This is a genomic window from Shewanella aquimarina (assembly GCF_023349185.1).
Taxonomy (GTDB): domain Bacteria; phylum Pseudomonadota; class Gammaproteobacteria; order Enterobacterales; family Shewanellaceae; genus Shewanella; species Shewanella aquimarina.
Genome location: NZ_JAKIKY010000010.1, coordinates 40,099 through 53,914, shown reverse-complemented (window position 1 = coordinate 53,914; position 13,816 = coordinate 40,099). Strand labels below are relative to the sequence as shown.

The window sequence follows — 13,816 nt, the reverse complement described above, 5'->3', positions numbered from 1 at the left end:
CCAAAATAAAAAGCCCGCGATTGCGGGCTTTTGTGTGGCTGAAGCACTTTAAGCAGTGAACCGCCTAGACCTTGAAGCCGGCGACCAGGCTGTCTAGCCTGTGGGCCAGCTGGTTGAGCGACTGGCTGGCCTGGGCCACCGCCTGGGAGGTCTCGCTGGTACGCTGGGTGATCTCGCTGATCTCCGTGACGTTGCGGTTGATATCTTCCACCACGGTAGATTGCTCCTCGGTGGCCGCCGCGACCTGAATATTCATGTCTGTGATGGCGCCGATCTGCTGGCTGATCTCGGTCAGGGTGTGGCTGGCCTCATCGACCGCCTGCACCCCTTCCTGGCTGCGGCTCTTGCTCTGGGTCATCGCCTCGACGGCGCGGGCCGCCTCGCTCTGCAGGTTGTCGATCATCTTCTGCACCTCGTCGGTCGACGCGGCGGTGCGTGAGGCCAGGTTACGGACCTCCTCGGCGACCACGGCGAAGCCTCGGCCTGCCTCACCGGCACGGGCGGCCTCGATGGCGGCGTTGAGGGCCAGCAGGTTGGTCTGATCCGACACGGCGCGGATCACATCCAGGATGCTGCCGATAGAGGTGGTGTGGGTGGCCAGGGACTCGATCACATTGCCTACCTGCTCCACATCCTCTGAGAGTTGATTGATGGTGTCACGGGCGCGGGTGACCACTATCTGGCCGTTGCTTGAGGCGTTGTCGGCGTCCTTGGCGTTGTCGGCCGCCTGGGCGGCATTACCGGCAATCTCATGTACGGTCGCGCCCATTTCGTTGATGGCGGTGACCACCATCATGGTCTGATCTTTCTGTAGCTGGCTGTCGTCCTGGGTCTGCTGAGCCTGATTGGCCACATCCTTGGCGGCATGACTCAGCTGCACGCTGGTGTCCGTCACCTCTATGATGGAGTGCTGGATCTTCTCGATGAAGCTGTTGAAGCCCTTAGCGAGCTGCGCCAACTCGTCGTTGCCTTCGACGGGCAGGCGCTGGCGCAGGTCGCCCTCACCCTGACCTATGTCCTGCAGCATGTCGGCTACCTTGGCGATGGGCTGGCTCACCGAGGCGGAGACGAAGGTAGAGAAGCCGATGAAGGCGGCGGCGATCAGCAGAGTCCAGATGAGGATCTGATAGGCCGACTCTTCCAGTAGGGCAAACACCTCGGCTCTCGGCACCTGGGCAATGAGATACCAGTCCATCGAGGGAATATAGCTGCTGGCGACCAGCAGGGTTTCACCATCCAGCTCTGTCTGTGTCAGGCCGAAGTCGGCTTTGCTCAGCAGTTGCCTGGTCACATCGCCGCCATAGAGGGAGGCCAGGCTGGCCTTGCCTATCTGGCTGGTGTCCGAGTGCAGCTTAACGTCGCCCTTGGCATCTACCAGGTAGACGAAGCCGGTATCTTCGATCTTGAAGGACTTCAGCAGGCGCACCATGTCATCCAGTGACTTGGCCAGCCCGACCAAACCGCGGTCGTTAGGCTGTTGATAGTTGATGAAGAGTTTTACATCACCATTGGCCTCGGTGAACACGTTGAGCATGCGCTCTGTGCCGCTGTTTTTATAGTTAAAGAACCAGCCATCCTGATCCGGAGTGAGGATCCGCAAAAAGCCGTCCTGGGTGTAGTAGGCGGCGGTCTGTCTGTCGGCATAGGAGGCCTGCACCAGCTTATATTGCTGCTGCACATCCTTGAGCTGGGCGATCACCAGGGGCTCTGTCTCGGCAGGACGCCCCTCGACCAGCCACTGCTTGAGCATCTTGCTGCTGGCCAGCTGCTCGGCGGCGTTCATCAGGGTGGCTATGTCCATCTCTACCTTGTTGCGGATCGCCTGCAAGGTGTTGGGCAGCTCGGAGGTGAGCATGCGCTGCTCGACGACTTCCTTGGCGCTGCGTTGACTCAAGACACCCACTAGCACGGTAGACAACAATACCGCGACCGTAACCGTGAGTAATATTTTCTGCTTGATGGTGAGCATGTTTAGTTTCATCTTTTATGACTCGCATCTACTCTGTCCGAGCATCCCTCGGAGTGTGACAACTTGATTATTAAGGTTAGTCGCTGTTTTCTAAACACGCTAAACCATTGAACTTTTTTTGAGGGTAGGGCGATCCACTCTGGATCATAGAGTGCGTCTTGGTGACGCTTGTAGGTATGGGGCCATTATGGTGGCCAGGGATGTTAAGCGCAAGTAAAAACGCGCCCTAAGGCGCGTTTGAATTAGTCTGTTTGCCGAGCAACAAGGCCTGGCTTACATGTTCGGGTAGTTAGGTCCGCCGCCACCCTCTGGGGTGACCCAGGTGATGTTCTGGCTTGGATCTTTGATGTCACAGGTCTTACAGTGGATGCAGTTCTGACCGTTGATGACAAACTTCTTCTCGCCGGCTTCTTCCACCACCTCATACACACCCGCCGGGCAGTAACGCTGGGCCGGTTCGTCGAACTTGACCAGGTTCACCTCGATAGGGATCCGCTCGTCTTTGAGACGCAGGTGACACAGCTGATCTTCCTCGTGGAAGGTGTTCGACAGGTAGACAGAAGAAAGCTTGTCGAAGCTGAGCTTACCGTCGGGCTTGGGGTACTCTATCTTGCTATAGGCACTCACCTCGGCCATCTGGGCATAGTCGGCCTTCTCGTCTCTGAGCGTGATAGGGAACTTGCCGCCAAACCAGTTCTGATCGATATAGTTGAAGGCGCCGCCCAGGTAGGCACCGAACTTGTGCATCGCGGGGCCGAAGTTACGTGAGCAGTAGAGCTCATCCTGCAGCCAGCTCTGTTCGAACTTCTCCTGGTAGCAGTCGAGATCTTTACCGCCCTCTACGCCAGCATGCAGGGCGTGGCAGATGGTCTCGGCCGCGATCATGCCGCTCTTCATCGCCGTGTGGGTGCCCTTGATCTTGGCGAAGTTCAGGGTACCTGCGTCACAACCTATGATCAGGCCGCCTGGGAAGCTCATCTTAGGCAGCGAGTTGAGACCACCCTTGGTGATGGCGCGGGCGCCATAGCAGAGTCGTTCGCCGCCCTGTAGGTACTGGCTGATCACTGGATGTGTCTTGTAACGCTGGAACTCATCGAATGGGCTCAGGTGTGGGTTCTGATAGTTGAGATCGATAATAAGACCCACGGCGATCTGGTTGTCTTCCATATGATAGAGGAAGCCACCGCCCGAGGCGCCGTCGGTGAGCGGCCAGCCACCCGTATGAACCACTTTACCCTGCTCGTGCTGCTCGGCGGGGACCTTCCAGATCTCCTTGAAGCCCAGGCCGTAGTGTTGCGGTGTCTTGCCGTTATCCAGGTGGAACTTCTCGATCAACTGCTTGCCCAGGTGGCCGCGGCAGCCTTCGCTAAATACAGTGTACTTGGCGTGCAGTTCCATGCCCGGTTCATAGCTGTCTTTGGGCTCGCCATCGGCGCCGACACCCATGTCACCTATGATGATCCCTTTTACGCTGCCATCTTCGTTAAAAAGCAGCTCGCTGGCGGGGAAGCCTGGGAAGATCTCGACGCCCAAGGCCTCGGCACGCTCGGCGAGCCAACGGGCCAGGTTGCCGACGCTGATGATATAGTTGCCATCGTTATGCATCGTCTTAGGGATAAGGGCGTTGGGCATGGCGCGTGAGGCCGTGTCTGAACTGAGCATGTGCAGCTCGTCGTGGGTGACGGCCGTGTGTAGCGGTGCACCTTGCTCTTTCCAGTCACCAAATAGCTCTTCGAGCACCTTAGGCTCGAACACGGCGCCTGAAAGTATGTGCGCGCCCACTTCCGAACCTTTCTCGACCACACAGACGCTGAGCTCCTGGCCAGAGTCTTGTGAGATTTGCATTAGTCGACATGCGGTAGCCAGGCCGGCAGGGCCTGCGCCAACGATAACGACGTCGAACTCCATCGATTCGCGTTCCATCACTTCACCTCTTTTAGCTTTCCCCCGATTGAAACGGGTGTTTTATTCTTTGCATCCACCTTACCCTAAAATGGCGAAATGGCACAGAGTTTAAGCAGTCAGGATAGACTAATTGATGGTATTTATCTTCGTGAGCGGTGTCACATTATGTTAACGCCCGATTGATCTCAGACAAGAAACGGGAAGTTTCTGCTATAAAAGCCGGTCTATATCGGCCTATAATTGGGAAACGACGGTTCTCCGAGCTTTCTCTCCTACGTCCACAGATAGGGAGATTAAGCCGTGGCAATAGTGCCACCGGGGTGAGGAAAGAAATTGACTCACCTCCCCTTACTTGGAAAGGTGATCATGTCTCAACTACAAGACAATTTTGGTCGAAGATTTCACTATTTGCGGATGTCGGTTACCGATGTCTGTAATTTCAAATGCACCTACTGCCTCCCGGATGGTTATCGCCCCGACGGTAAGCCTAAGTTTTTAGATCTCAATGAGATCGAGAATCTTGTGGGCGCCTTTGCCGAGGTCGGCACCCAGAAGATCCGCATCACAGGTGGCGAGCCCACCCTGCGTAAAGACTTTACCGATATCGTGCGTATCGTCGCCGATAACGACAAGATCAAGACGCTGGCAACCACCACCAACGGTTATCGTTTGGAGAAGCATGCCAAAGAGTGGTTCGATGCCGGCCTGAGACGCATCAATGTCTCGGTAGATAGCCTGGACCCACGCATGTTCTATCAGATCACCGGCGAGAATAAGTTCGACGAGGTGATGCGCGGCGTTGACGCGGCCCTGGAGGCGGGCTTCGAGCGGGTGAAGATCAATGCCGTGCTGCTCAAGGGCTTAAACGACAAAGACTTGCCACGCTTCCTGCACTGGATCAAGCACACCCCAATCGATCTGCGTTTCATCGAGCTGATGGAAACCGGCCTGGGACGCGAGTACTTCAAGGCTCATCATCTGGCGGGTGCCGACATCAAGTCGCAGCTTGTTCAGGATGGCTGGCAGTTGGATCAGTCGGCGGTCGACGATGGCCCGGCGCAAAACTTCAGCCATGACGACTTCAAGGGACGCATCGGCTTGATCATGCCCTATGAGAAGAACTTCTGCGCCAGCTGTAACCGTCTGCGGGTCTCCGCCAAGGGGAAACTGCACCTGTGCCTCTTCACCGAACACGGTGTCGATTTGCGGGATCTGCTGCAATCCCACGAGCAGCGTGGTGAGTTGATCGAACGACTCCACGGCCAGTTGAGGGCGAAGAAGGAAACCCACTTCCTCCACGATGGCATCACAGGCGTGACCCAGCATCTGGCCTCTATCGGAGGCTAGGCTGGCTTGCGCCAGCGCAAGAACTTGCTTTCGTTGTCTGGGTATACTCTGCCCATATTCCTGTAGACGCGCCAGTTAACCGCAAACAACACCAAGAGTGAAGAGAGACGTTATGGGTCATTGCACGAGAACTCAATTTGAACCGCTCAATATCGCGGTATTAACCCTTTCCGATAGCCGAGATCTGAGCCAAGATACCTCGGGACAGTTTTTACAAGAGGCTCTGTTAGCGGCCGGACACAAGCTTGCCGAGCGCCGCCTGATTAAAGATGACAAGTATCAGATACGTTCGGTATTGTCTCAGTGGATAGCCTCGAGTGATGTGCAGGTGATCATCACCACCGGCGGTACAGGCTTTACCGAGCGCGACAATACGCCCCAGGCGGTCAGGCCATTATTCGATCGCGAGATTGAAGGCTTTGGTGAGCTGTTCCGTCATATCACCTATACCGAGCTCGGTACCTCGACGGTGCAGTCCCGCGCCCTGGGCGGCTTCGCCAACAAGACAGCCATCTTCTGTCTGCCGGGCTCTACCGGTGCCTGCAAGACGGGCTGGAACAAGATCTTAAAAGAACAACTGGATGCCACTCACAGACCCTGTAACTTTGTGATGCACGTGAAGAAGGTAGCAATCGATGAGTAGTGAATTTACCCATATTAATGCCGATGGCAATGCCCACATGGTGGATGTCACCGAGAAGGCGGTTACCGAGCGCGAGGCCCGCGCCGAGGCCTTCATCGAGATGGCGCCCGAGACGCTTGAGATGATCATGAGCGGCAGCCATCACAAGGGCGACGTGTTCGCTACGGCCCGCATCGCGGGGATCCAGGCGGCGAAGAAGACCTCAGATCTCATCCCGCTGTGTCACCCCCTGATGCTGACCAAGGTCGAGGTGGATCTCGAGGCGCAGCCGGCACATAACAGAGTGCGTATCACCAGCCTGTGTAAGCTGTCCGGCAAGACTGGGGTCGAGATGGAGGCGCTGACCGCGGCCTCGGTGGCGGCACTGACCATCTACGACATGTGCAAGGCGGTGCAGAAAGATATGGTGATCTCTCAGACACGCCTGCTGGAGAAGCGGGGTGGCAAGTCTGGGCACTTTAAGGTTTAAGCGACACGAGTATTTAGGGGAAAGTTTATGATTCATGTGCTGTTTTTCGCCCAGGTGCGCGAACTATTAGGCGAGAGCAAGCTCGAAGTAGAAGCGAGCGAACAGACCACTACCGCCGAAGGCCTGCGTGCGCTGCTGGCGGCCAAAGACGATAAATGGGGCAAGGTATTGGCCTCCGACAAGCTGTTGGTGGCGGTCAATCAGACCATCAGCAGCTGGGATACCCAGGTCGAAGATGGCGACGAGGTGGCCTTCTTCCCCCCAGTTACCGGAGGTTAGTATGAGCCAGGCGATCGATCGAGTATTGGTGCAGACGCAAGATTTTAGCGTGCCCGAGGAATATGCCCGTATCGCGTCCGATGACAGCGACGGCGCCGTGGTCACCTTCGTGGGCAAGGTGCGCGACTTTAACGATGGCAGCGCGGTGACCGATCTGACCCTGGAGCACTATCCTGGCATGACAGAGGCGGTGCTCAACCAGATTGCTGTCGAGGCCAGAGAGCGCTGGCCGCTTACCCATGTGACCATCATTCACCGGGTCGGCACCATGGCCCTGGGCGAGCAGATCGTCTTTATCGGTGTCACCAGTGCCCACCGCAAGGCAGCGTTCGCGGCCTGTGAATTTTTGATCGATTTCCTTAAGACCAAGGCGCCATTCTGGAAGTTAGAGGCGGGCGATCAGGGCAAGAACTGGGTCGAGGCTAAAGATGCCGACGAACAGGCGGCCAAGATGTGGGACAAGCAGTAAGCCGGGACGAGTGCCCGGTTGATGAGGGTTGAAATGGATTTACTCAGAGGTTTTGTTTTAGGCTGCCTGCTGCTGTTGGGAGTTACCCCAAGCTGGGCGGCCGAGGTGCCGGCCATCGCCGCCGCCTCCAACATCAAGTTTGCCCTGGATAAGATCGCCGCCGACTTTACCAAGGATACGGGCAAGCGGGTGCGCATCTCCTATGGCTCCTCGGGCAACTTCGTGGCGCAGCTGCGTCACGGAGCACCGTTCGAACTTTTTCTGTCGGCAGACGATAAATATATCTATCAATTACATAAGGTTGGTGTAACTCAAAGCGACGGTGAGATCTACGCCATAGGTCGTCTGGCGCTGGCCGCGCCCAAGCGTTCGCCTTTGAGCCTAGATGCCGAGCTGGTCGGCGTTAAGACACTGTTGGAGCAGGGCGGATTAAAGCGTTTTGCCATCGCCAACCCAGATCACGCACCCTATGGCGAGCGCGCCCGGGAGGCGCTGCAACATCTGGGACTCTGGCAACCTCTGCAGCCTTATCTCATCTACGGCGAGAACGTGTCTCAGGCGGCGCAGTTTGCCCTGAGCGGTTCGACCGATGGCGGCATCGTCGCCCTGTCGCTGGCGATGGCGCCTCAGTTTCGCGCCGCCAGCCACTATGTGGCGCTGCCGAGCGAGTGGCATTCGCCCATGAATCAGCGCATGGTGCTGACGCCTAAGGCGGGGGAGACCGCCAAGGCCTTCTATGCCTACCTGTCGCAGGCGAAGGCGAGGGCGGTGTTCCTCGAGTTTGGCTTCGGCCTGCCCGATAACAGCCTGGGCAATGAAGTCGCTGATGCTGCTAACAAGCCGGCCGGAGACCACTGATGGATTGGCAGGCGCTGCTGCTTTCGATCAAGTTAAGCTGTGTCACTGTGCTGGTGTTGATCCCTTGTGCCATCTGGGCAGGCCGCTTCCTGGCCTATCGTCAGTTTAGGGGCAAGTCCTGGCTGGAGGCGCTGATCATGGTGCCCCTTGTGCTGCCCCCGACCGTGATCGGCTACTACCTGCTGGTGGGGCTGGGTAGCCAATCCTGGCTGGGTCAGACGCTCGAAGCCCTGCTGGGGCAACAGCTGGTGTTCCATTTCTCGGGCCTAGTGGTGGCCTCTGTGCTGGTCAATATTCCCTTTGCCATACAGCCGATTCAGCGCGCCTTCGAGGCGGTGCCCGAAGAGGTGCGCGACGCCGGTGCCTGCTGCGGCATGAGTCCGGCCAAGGTGTTGTTTAAGATAGAGTTGCCTCTGGTGTGGCCGGGCGTATTGACCGCGCTGGTGCTCTGTTTCTCCCATGTGCTGGGTGAGTTTGGTGTGGTGCTAATGATGGGTGGCAATATCGCCGGCGAGACCAAGACCATCGCCATATCCATCTATGACAGCGTGCAGGCGTTCGATTTCGCCGCCGCGGGGCAGATGTCTCTGCTGCTCCTGCTGTTTGCCATCACAGCGCTGGCGCTCACCACCAGCCTGTCCCGTCGATTAGGAGGCGTGAGTGTCTCAAGACGTCGCTGATCTCAGTTGTAAGATCTATCAGCAAGAGGGCATCGCCCTGGATGCCGAGTTTGTCTGCCGCGCCGGCGAGGTATTGGCCGTGGTCGGCCCCTCGGGGGGCGGTAAGTCGACCCTGATGCGAATGATCGCCGGCTTGACCAAGCCAGAGTCGGGTGAGATTCGCTATGGCGACAGCGTCTGGTTTAGCAGCGAGAGTGGGCGCTACCTGACGCCTCAGCAGCGTCATCTCGGCTATGTGCCGCAACACTTTGGCCTATTTCCCAACATGACGGCGCTGGCCAACGTGGTGGCGGCGCTGGATCATATCCCCAAGGCGGAGCGGGTCGCGCGGGCCAAAGACTGGCTCGAGCGGGTGAACCTGCACGGCCTGCCGGACAGACTGCCGGCCAATCTGTCCGGTGGTCAGCGTCAGCGGGTGGCCCTGGCTCGAGCCCTTGCCCGGGAGCCCAGAGTCCTGCTGCTGGACGAGCCCTTCTCGGCGGTCGATAGGGAGACCCGCGAGCGTCTCTATCTGGAGCTGGCTCGGCTCAAGGAGCAGCTGGCGATCCCTGTGATCATGGTGACCCACGATCTTAACGAGGCGTTGCTGCTGGCGGATCGCATGATCCTTATCAGCCAGGGCACCCTGCTGCAGCAAGGCAGTCCGCGGGAGGTGTTGAGCCGTCCGCGCAACGAGGCGGTCGCCAAACAGATGGGGCTGAGAAACCTGTTCGACGCCCATGTGGTGGCTCAGGAGGCGGAGCGACAGATCACCTGGCTTAAGTTTGGTGAGCACCTGATTGCCGGTAATTACCGTGAAGAGTTAGATATAGGCGCCAAGGTGCGCTGGGTGATCCCTAATCAGGGGGTGAGGTTTAACTCCATCACCAAGGGGCGTCTGTGCCGCAGCTTCAACAAGCTCAGTATCACCATAGAGTCCTGCCTCAGCATGGGGGAGACCATGCGCATCCTCGCTAGCATCAAGGGGGTGAAGCATCATCTCAATGCCGAGGTGCCGCTGCATTTCGCCCAGAAGATGGGCCTGGCGCCCGGCGTCGAGACCGAGGTGGCGCTCAAGTCTGAGCTGATCCATATCCTGGAGAATGACTGACTCTCGAGAATGAGTCAGCTTTTCTGGCCGCCGAATAGAATATGATCAATCCTTAATACGGCTTCCATCTCCCCGATATTTGCCATCGCTTATCCTAGGGCACTATGACTCGAGGAGACACATGATGCAGAAGAAACTAACCGGCACCCTAATCCTTTCTTGCGTACTCACCCTACCTGCCTTCGCCGCCTACAATGGCCCCAAGGCGGGCGGCGTGATCCAGCAGGCTAGCGATGCGCATGTGGCCAAAGATGGCACACAGGTGGAGCTGACAGGAAAGCTTATCAAGAGCCTGGGGGATGAAAAGTACCTGTTTCGCGACAGCAGCGGCGAAGTCGAGGTGGAGATAGACAACGCCCTGTGGCGCAACATAGAGGTCTCCAGCGATACCACTGTGACCCTGAGGGGCGAGGTGGATGACGAATGGCGCGGCATTGAGATAGAGATAGATAGCATCGAATTGGTCGATCAAGCGGAATAAGTCCAGGCGCTGGTGCCCAGATGAGTGAAATCGGCCAAATGAGTTTAAACTAAATTTAATCTTGAAAGCCCAAAGCCCCTCGTCTATCCCATTGGTACAGGGATTTTTTGCGTGTAAGATACCGATATTGAAGAATTTAATGGAGGAGCTATGGCTCGTTGGTTTATCAGTTTAATGCTGTTGTCTGGACTGGCGGGGGCGAATTTGGCCCAGGCCAACCCGGCAGTGCTTGAGTTGCTATCGGATAGCCAAAGCCTGACTCCACAGAAGATGATCCAGCAGGCAGAGAAGAGCTACCCTGGGGTGATATCCGAGTTTCAGATCGATGTGGAAAATGGTCAGTTGATCTATGAGATCAGCATGATCAACACCAAGGAAGATACCATCAGCGAGTTTGAGTTCTGGGCCAAAGATGGCCGACTCATTCGTCAGAAGGTGGAAGCCCTGGAGGCGGACGATAAGGATGAGCTCAAGGCGGTGAGGATGCTCAGGGATATGGAGCAGACCTTCTCGCAACTGCTCAAGTTGGCCATGGGTGACAGCAACGCCCATATTCTGGAGGCGCAGCTGGATCACGACCTGGGCATCAGCTATCTGGAACTCAAGCTTATCGATGCCAACGGTAAACATAGGATAGCCTTCGATATCGAAAATCAGCGGCCTTTGCCCCTGTTGAAGTGGGATTAACAGATGAAAATATTACTGGTAGAAGATGATGCGACCACCACAGAGTATGTGGTCAAGGGATTTGCCGAACAGGGGCACAATATCGAGACGGCTAGCGATGGTCATCAAGGACTCTTGCTGGCCACCAGTATGCAGTATGACCTGGTGATACTGGACCGCATGTTGCCACAGCTCGATGGCCTTAAGTTGCTGGCGGCGCTGCGTGCGACTGGCAATCAGACCCCGGTGCTTATCCTGTCGGCGCTGAGCCATGTGGATGAGCGCGTCAAGGGGCTCAGGGCCGGTGGTGACGACTATATGACTAAGCCATTTGCCTTCTCCGAACTCTTAGTGCGCGCCGAGAAACTGATGCAGCGCGGTAATTCGACGCCGGCACAAACCGAGCTTAAGGTGGGCGAACTGGTGATGGAACTGCTGACCCGTAAGGTCACCCTGGCGGGCAGCGAGATCATGCTGCAGCCCAAAGAGTTTCAACTGCTGAAGTACTTGATGGAACACCCGAATCAGGTGATCAGCCGCACCCTGTTGTTCGAGGCGGTGTGGGATTACCATTTCGATCCTCGCACCAATGTGATCGACGTGCATATCGCCAAGCTGAGACGCAAGTTTGAAGAGCTGGGCTTTGGCGAGCTGATCGAAACGGTTCGAGGGGCTGGCTATCGCCTCCGTCAAGGGCATTAGACCCTATCAGAGTAGTGCCTGGCGCATTACCATCATCTTCTCGGCCCTGGTGACCCTGATTATTGGCACCCTGCTGTTTGGCATGTATCGCCAATTGATCAACGAGCAGGAGCTGCAGACCAACCAACACCTGGCGGCGGAGAAGGTACGTTATCAGCAGATGGCGCTGACCCTGGACAGACGCAGCTTTGCCACTCAGATCCGCACCGCCGACCCCAAGACGGCCCTGGTGGTGTGGCGCAGCTCGTTGGATCTGGTGGGGGCCCTGAGCCTGATGCCTGATGATATGCCGCTGCTGCCGGAGACGCGAGATTTCCCCATTCTCACCAGCGGGCCGGACAAGTTGCACATTCTCACCGGTGGCCTGGTGATCACCCGTTATGGTCCCGTGCTTATCGCCACCCGAACCGATCAGCTGGCGACGTTGATCGAGCGCTTCGTCAACGCGGCCATCACGGCGCTGATGTTGACTATCGTGCTGACCCTAGCCCTGGGCTATTTGTTTTCCAAGGCGATCCTGCGCCGCCTGGTACAGTACAACCGCCTGAGTCGCCGCATCGAGCGTGGCGAGTATTCCACCCGACTGCCAATCAGCTGGCGACAGGATGAGTTCGATATGCTGGCGGGCAACTTCAACCAGGTGCTGGATACCCTGGAGGCTAACCTGCATGCGGTGCGTGGCGCCACAGACAATATCGCCCACGATCTCAGGACGCCACTGTCTCACCTGAGGATCGGCCTGGAACAGCTACCGCAAAAGCCGGTCGAGGAGCTGGATGAGGCCAGTGCCATCCTGATAGAGGAGCTGGATCACTGCCTGGCGACCTTCGATGCCATGTTATCCCTCACCCGTATCGAGGAGGGGCAGCAAGATCTCGAACTACAACCCTTGAGTCTGAACGATTTGTGTCAGGATCTGTTTGAGATGGCCGAGGCGATGGCCGAATCCAACGGCCAGACATTGACCCTGTCGCTGGACGAAGACCACAGCGTGATGGGGGATAAGTATCTCTTGTTCCAGGCGTTGTTTAACCTGGTGGACAACGCGATTAAGTACTCCGGCGAGGGAGCCAAGATAGAGATAGCGCAGCAGGGGAACCGCATATTGATCCGCGATAATGGCCCCGGGATCCCTGATGATGCCACCGAGAAGGTATTTGACCGTCTGGTGCGCCTGGATCCCAGCCGTCACAACAAGGGCACGGGGCTCGGACTTTCGCTGGTCAAGGCGATTTTGCAGCGTCATAATGCCCGCATCGAACTCTCCGATAACCAGCCTGGGCTGCAGGTGAGCATACGTTTTTCATAAGGGCGACAATCCATGTATCAGATCATTGCCGATGAGGCAGACTTCCTGGTGATCGACAAGGCACCCGGGGTGCACTTTCATAGCCAGGACGGCAGCGCAGGCGTGATGGCACAGCTCGAACGGGATCTCGACATCAAGCTCTACTCGGTACATCGCCTGGATACCATGACCTCTGGTTTGCTGCTGTTCGCCAAGTCGAGCGAGGCGGCGGCCGGGTTTACCCGTCTCTTCAGTGAGCACAAGGTGCAGAAGTACTATGTGGCGCTGGCTAAGGGCAAGCCTAAGAAGAAGCAGGGCAGCATAGTGGGCGACATGGCCAAATCTCGTCGCAGCATGTATAAGCTGCTGCGCAGCAAGGAGAACCCGGCGATCACTCAGTTTTTTTCGCAATCCGTGGCCGAGGGTCTGCGTCTCTATCTGCTCAAGCCGCTCAGTGGTAAGACACATCAGCTTAGGGTGGCGCTGGCCAGCCTTGGGGTGCCGATCCTCGGCGATAGCCTCTATGGTGGTGAGGAGGCCGATCGTGGCTACCTGCACGCCTTCGCCCTGGGGTTCGAATGGCAGGGGCAGGCGTATGCCTATCGGCACGCGCCTGAGCAGGGCGAGGCATTTGGCCTAAACGGGGTAAAAAACCAGTTGCAAACATGGGGTAAGCCTGAGAAGTTAGATTGGCCAAAACGAAATTGAGTCAATTAAGGAAGCCTGTCTATGGATACCAACAAACTGCTGCTCGTCATCATTGCCATTCTGCTACCACCGGTTGCCGTCTTCTTGAAGAGTGGTGTCGGTAAGGATCTGCTGATCAACATCATTCTCTGCCTGCTGTTCTTCATTCCAGGCCTGTTACACGCCCTGTGGGTGGTGACCAAATCTTAAGTCTTGTTCGAGGCTAAATCTTGCTCGAGATTAAGTCTTGTTCGATATTAAGTAATGGAGCGCGGCATAGGCT

General features: G+C 57.0%; 16 protein-coding genes and 1 riboswitch. Of the genes, 14 read left to right on the top strand and 2 right to left on the bottom strand.

Annotated features, from left to right (window positions below; all coding sequences use genetic code 11):
• Positions 1 to 64 precede the first annotated feature (64 nt).
• Together L2731_RS13240 and L2731_RS13235 are read right to left on the bottom strand one after the other, a co-directional pair.
• Positions 65 to 1,981: a methyl-accepting chemotaxis protein gene (locus L2731_RS13240; protein ID WP_239853904.1), complete on the bottom strand. Its 1,917-nt coding sequence runs from the start codon at positions 1,979 to 1,981 to the stop codon at positions 65 to 67.
• A 261-nt stretch (positions 1,982 to 2,242) separates the two neighbouring features.
• Entirely contained in the window at positions 2,243 to 3,892 is a 1,650-nt protein-coding gene (locus L2731_RS13235; RefSeq protein WP_249253564.1) for an electron transfer flavoprotein-ubiquinone oxidoreductase, read from the bottom strand.
• A gap of 226 nt (positions 3,893 to 4,118) precedes the next feature.
• A riboswitch (molybdenum cofactor riboswitch) is annotated at positions 4,119 to 4,253 on the top strand.
• Here L2731_RS13235 and moaA point away from each other — a divergent pair.
• From moaA to L2731_RS13165, 14 genes are all read left to right on the top strand, one after another.
• Positions 4,241 to 5,221 (top strand): GTP 3',8-cyclase MoaA, encoded by a 981-nt coding sequence (moaA, locus tag L2731_RS13230; RefSeq protein ID WP_249253562.1) that lies wholly within the window; start codon positions 4,241 to 4,243, stop codon positions 5,219 to 5,221. Its footprint overlaps the riboswitch before it by 13 nt.
• 112 nt (positions 5,222 to 5,333) lie before the next feature.
• Entirely contained in the window at positions 5,334 to 5,864 is a 531-nt protein-coding gene (moaB, locus tag L2731_RS13225; RefSeq protein ID WP_249253560.1) for a molybdenum cofactor biosynthesis protein B, read from the top strand.
• Positions 5,857 to 6,333 carry a cyclic pyranopterin monophosphate synthase MoaC gene (moaC, locus tag L2731_RS13220; protein WP_041509675.1) on the top strand — a complete coding sequence of 159 codons (477 nt, stop codon included), beginning with the start codon at positions 5,857 to 5,859 and terminating at the stop codon, positions 6,331 to 6,333. Before moaB ends, moaC begins: the two co-directional genes overlap by 8 nt.
• Before the next feature lie 27 nt (positions 6,334 to 6,360).
• The gene (gene moaD / locus L2731_RS13215) at positions 6,361 to 6,612 is read left to right on the top strand and encodes a molybdopterin synthase sulfur carrier subunit (protein WP_239853910.1); all 252 of its coding nucleotides are present in this window, start codon (positions 6,361 to 6,363) and stop codon (positions 6,610 to 6,612) included.
• Position 6,613: 1 nt separating this feature from the next.
• Positions 6,614 to 7,081 carry a molybdopterin synthase catalytic subunit MoaE gene (gene moaE, locus L2731_RS13210; protein WP_249253558.1) on the top strand — a complete coding sequence of 156 codons (468 nt, stop codon included), beginning with the start codon at positions 6,614 to 6,616 and terminating at the stop codon, positions 7,079 to 7,081.
• 33 nt (positions 7,082 to 7,114) lie between these two features.
• Entirely contained in the window at positions 7,115 to 7,939 is an 825-nt protein-coding gene (modA, locus tag L2731_RS13205) for a molybdate ABC transporter substrate-binding protein (RefSeq protein ID WP_249253556.1), read from the top strand.
• Positions 7,939 to 8,619: a molybdate ABC transporter permease subunit gene (modB, locus tag L2731_RS13200; RefSeq protein WP_249253554.1), complete on the top strand. Its 681-nt coding sequence runs from the start codon at positions 7,939 to 7,941 to the stop codon at positions 8,617 to 8,619. Before modA ends, modB begins: the two co-directional genes overlap by 1 nt.
• Positions 8,600 to 9,709 carry an ABC transporter ATP-binding protein gene (locus tag L2731_RS13195; protein ID WP_249253552.1) on the top strand — a complete coding sequence of 370 codons (1,110 nt, stop codon included), beginning with the start codon at positions 8,600 to 8,602 and terminating at the stop codon, positions 9,707 to 9,709. Before modB ends, L2731_RS13195 begins: the two co-directional genes overlap by 20 nt.
• Positions 9,710 to 9,833: 124 nt before the next feature.
• On the top strand, positions 9,834 to 10,190 hold the full coding sequence (locus L2731_RS13190; RefSeq protein ID WP_249253550.1) for a NirD/YgiW/YdeI family stress tolerance protein: 357 nt from the start codon (positions 9,834 to 9,836) through the stop codon (positions 10,188 to 10,190).
• Between the two features lie 150 nt (positions 10,191 to 10,340).
• Positions 10,341 to 10,877: a PepSY domain-containing protein gene (locus tag L2731_RS13185; RefSeq protein ID WP_041509682.1), complete on the top strand. Its 537-nt coding sequence runs from the start codon at positions 10,341 to 10,343 to the stop codon at positions 10,875 to 10,877.
• Between the two features lie 3 nt (positions 10,878 to 10,880).
• Complete coding sequence (locus L2731_RS13180; protein WP_249253548.1) at positions 10,881 to 11,558, top strand: response regulator transcription factor; 678 nt, start codon at positions 10,881 to 10,883, stop codon at positions 11,556 to 11,558.
• Between the two features lie 49 nt (positions 11,559 to 11,607).
• On the top strand, positions 11,608 to 12,867 hold the full coding sequence (locus L2731_RS13175; protein WP_041509738.1) for a sensor histidine kinase: 1,260 nt from the start codon (positions 11,608 to 11,610) through the stop codon (positions 12,865 to 12,867).
• A 12-nt stretch (positions 12,868 to 12,879) separates the two neighbouring features.
• Positions 12,880 to 13,554 carry a TIGR01621 family pseudouridine synthase gene (locus L2731_RS13170; protein ID WP_239882643.1) on the top strand — a complete coding sequence of 225 codons (675 nt, stop codon included), beginning with the start codon at positions 12,880 to 12,882 and terminating at the stop codon, positions 13,552 to 13,554.
• Positions 13,555 to 13,575: 21 nt separating this feature from the next.
• Entirely contained in the window at positions 13,576 to 13,743 is a 168-nt protein-coding gene (locus tag L2731_RS13165; RefSeq protein ID WP_011863909.1) for a YqaE/Pmp3 family membrane protein, read from the top strand.
• Positions 13,744 to 13,816: the final 73 nt, after the last annotated feature.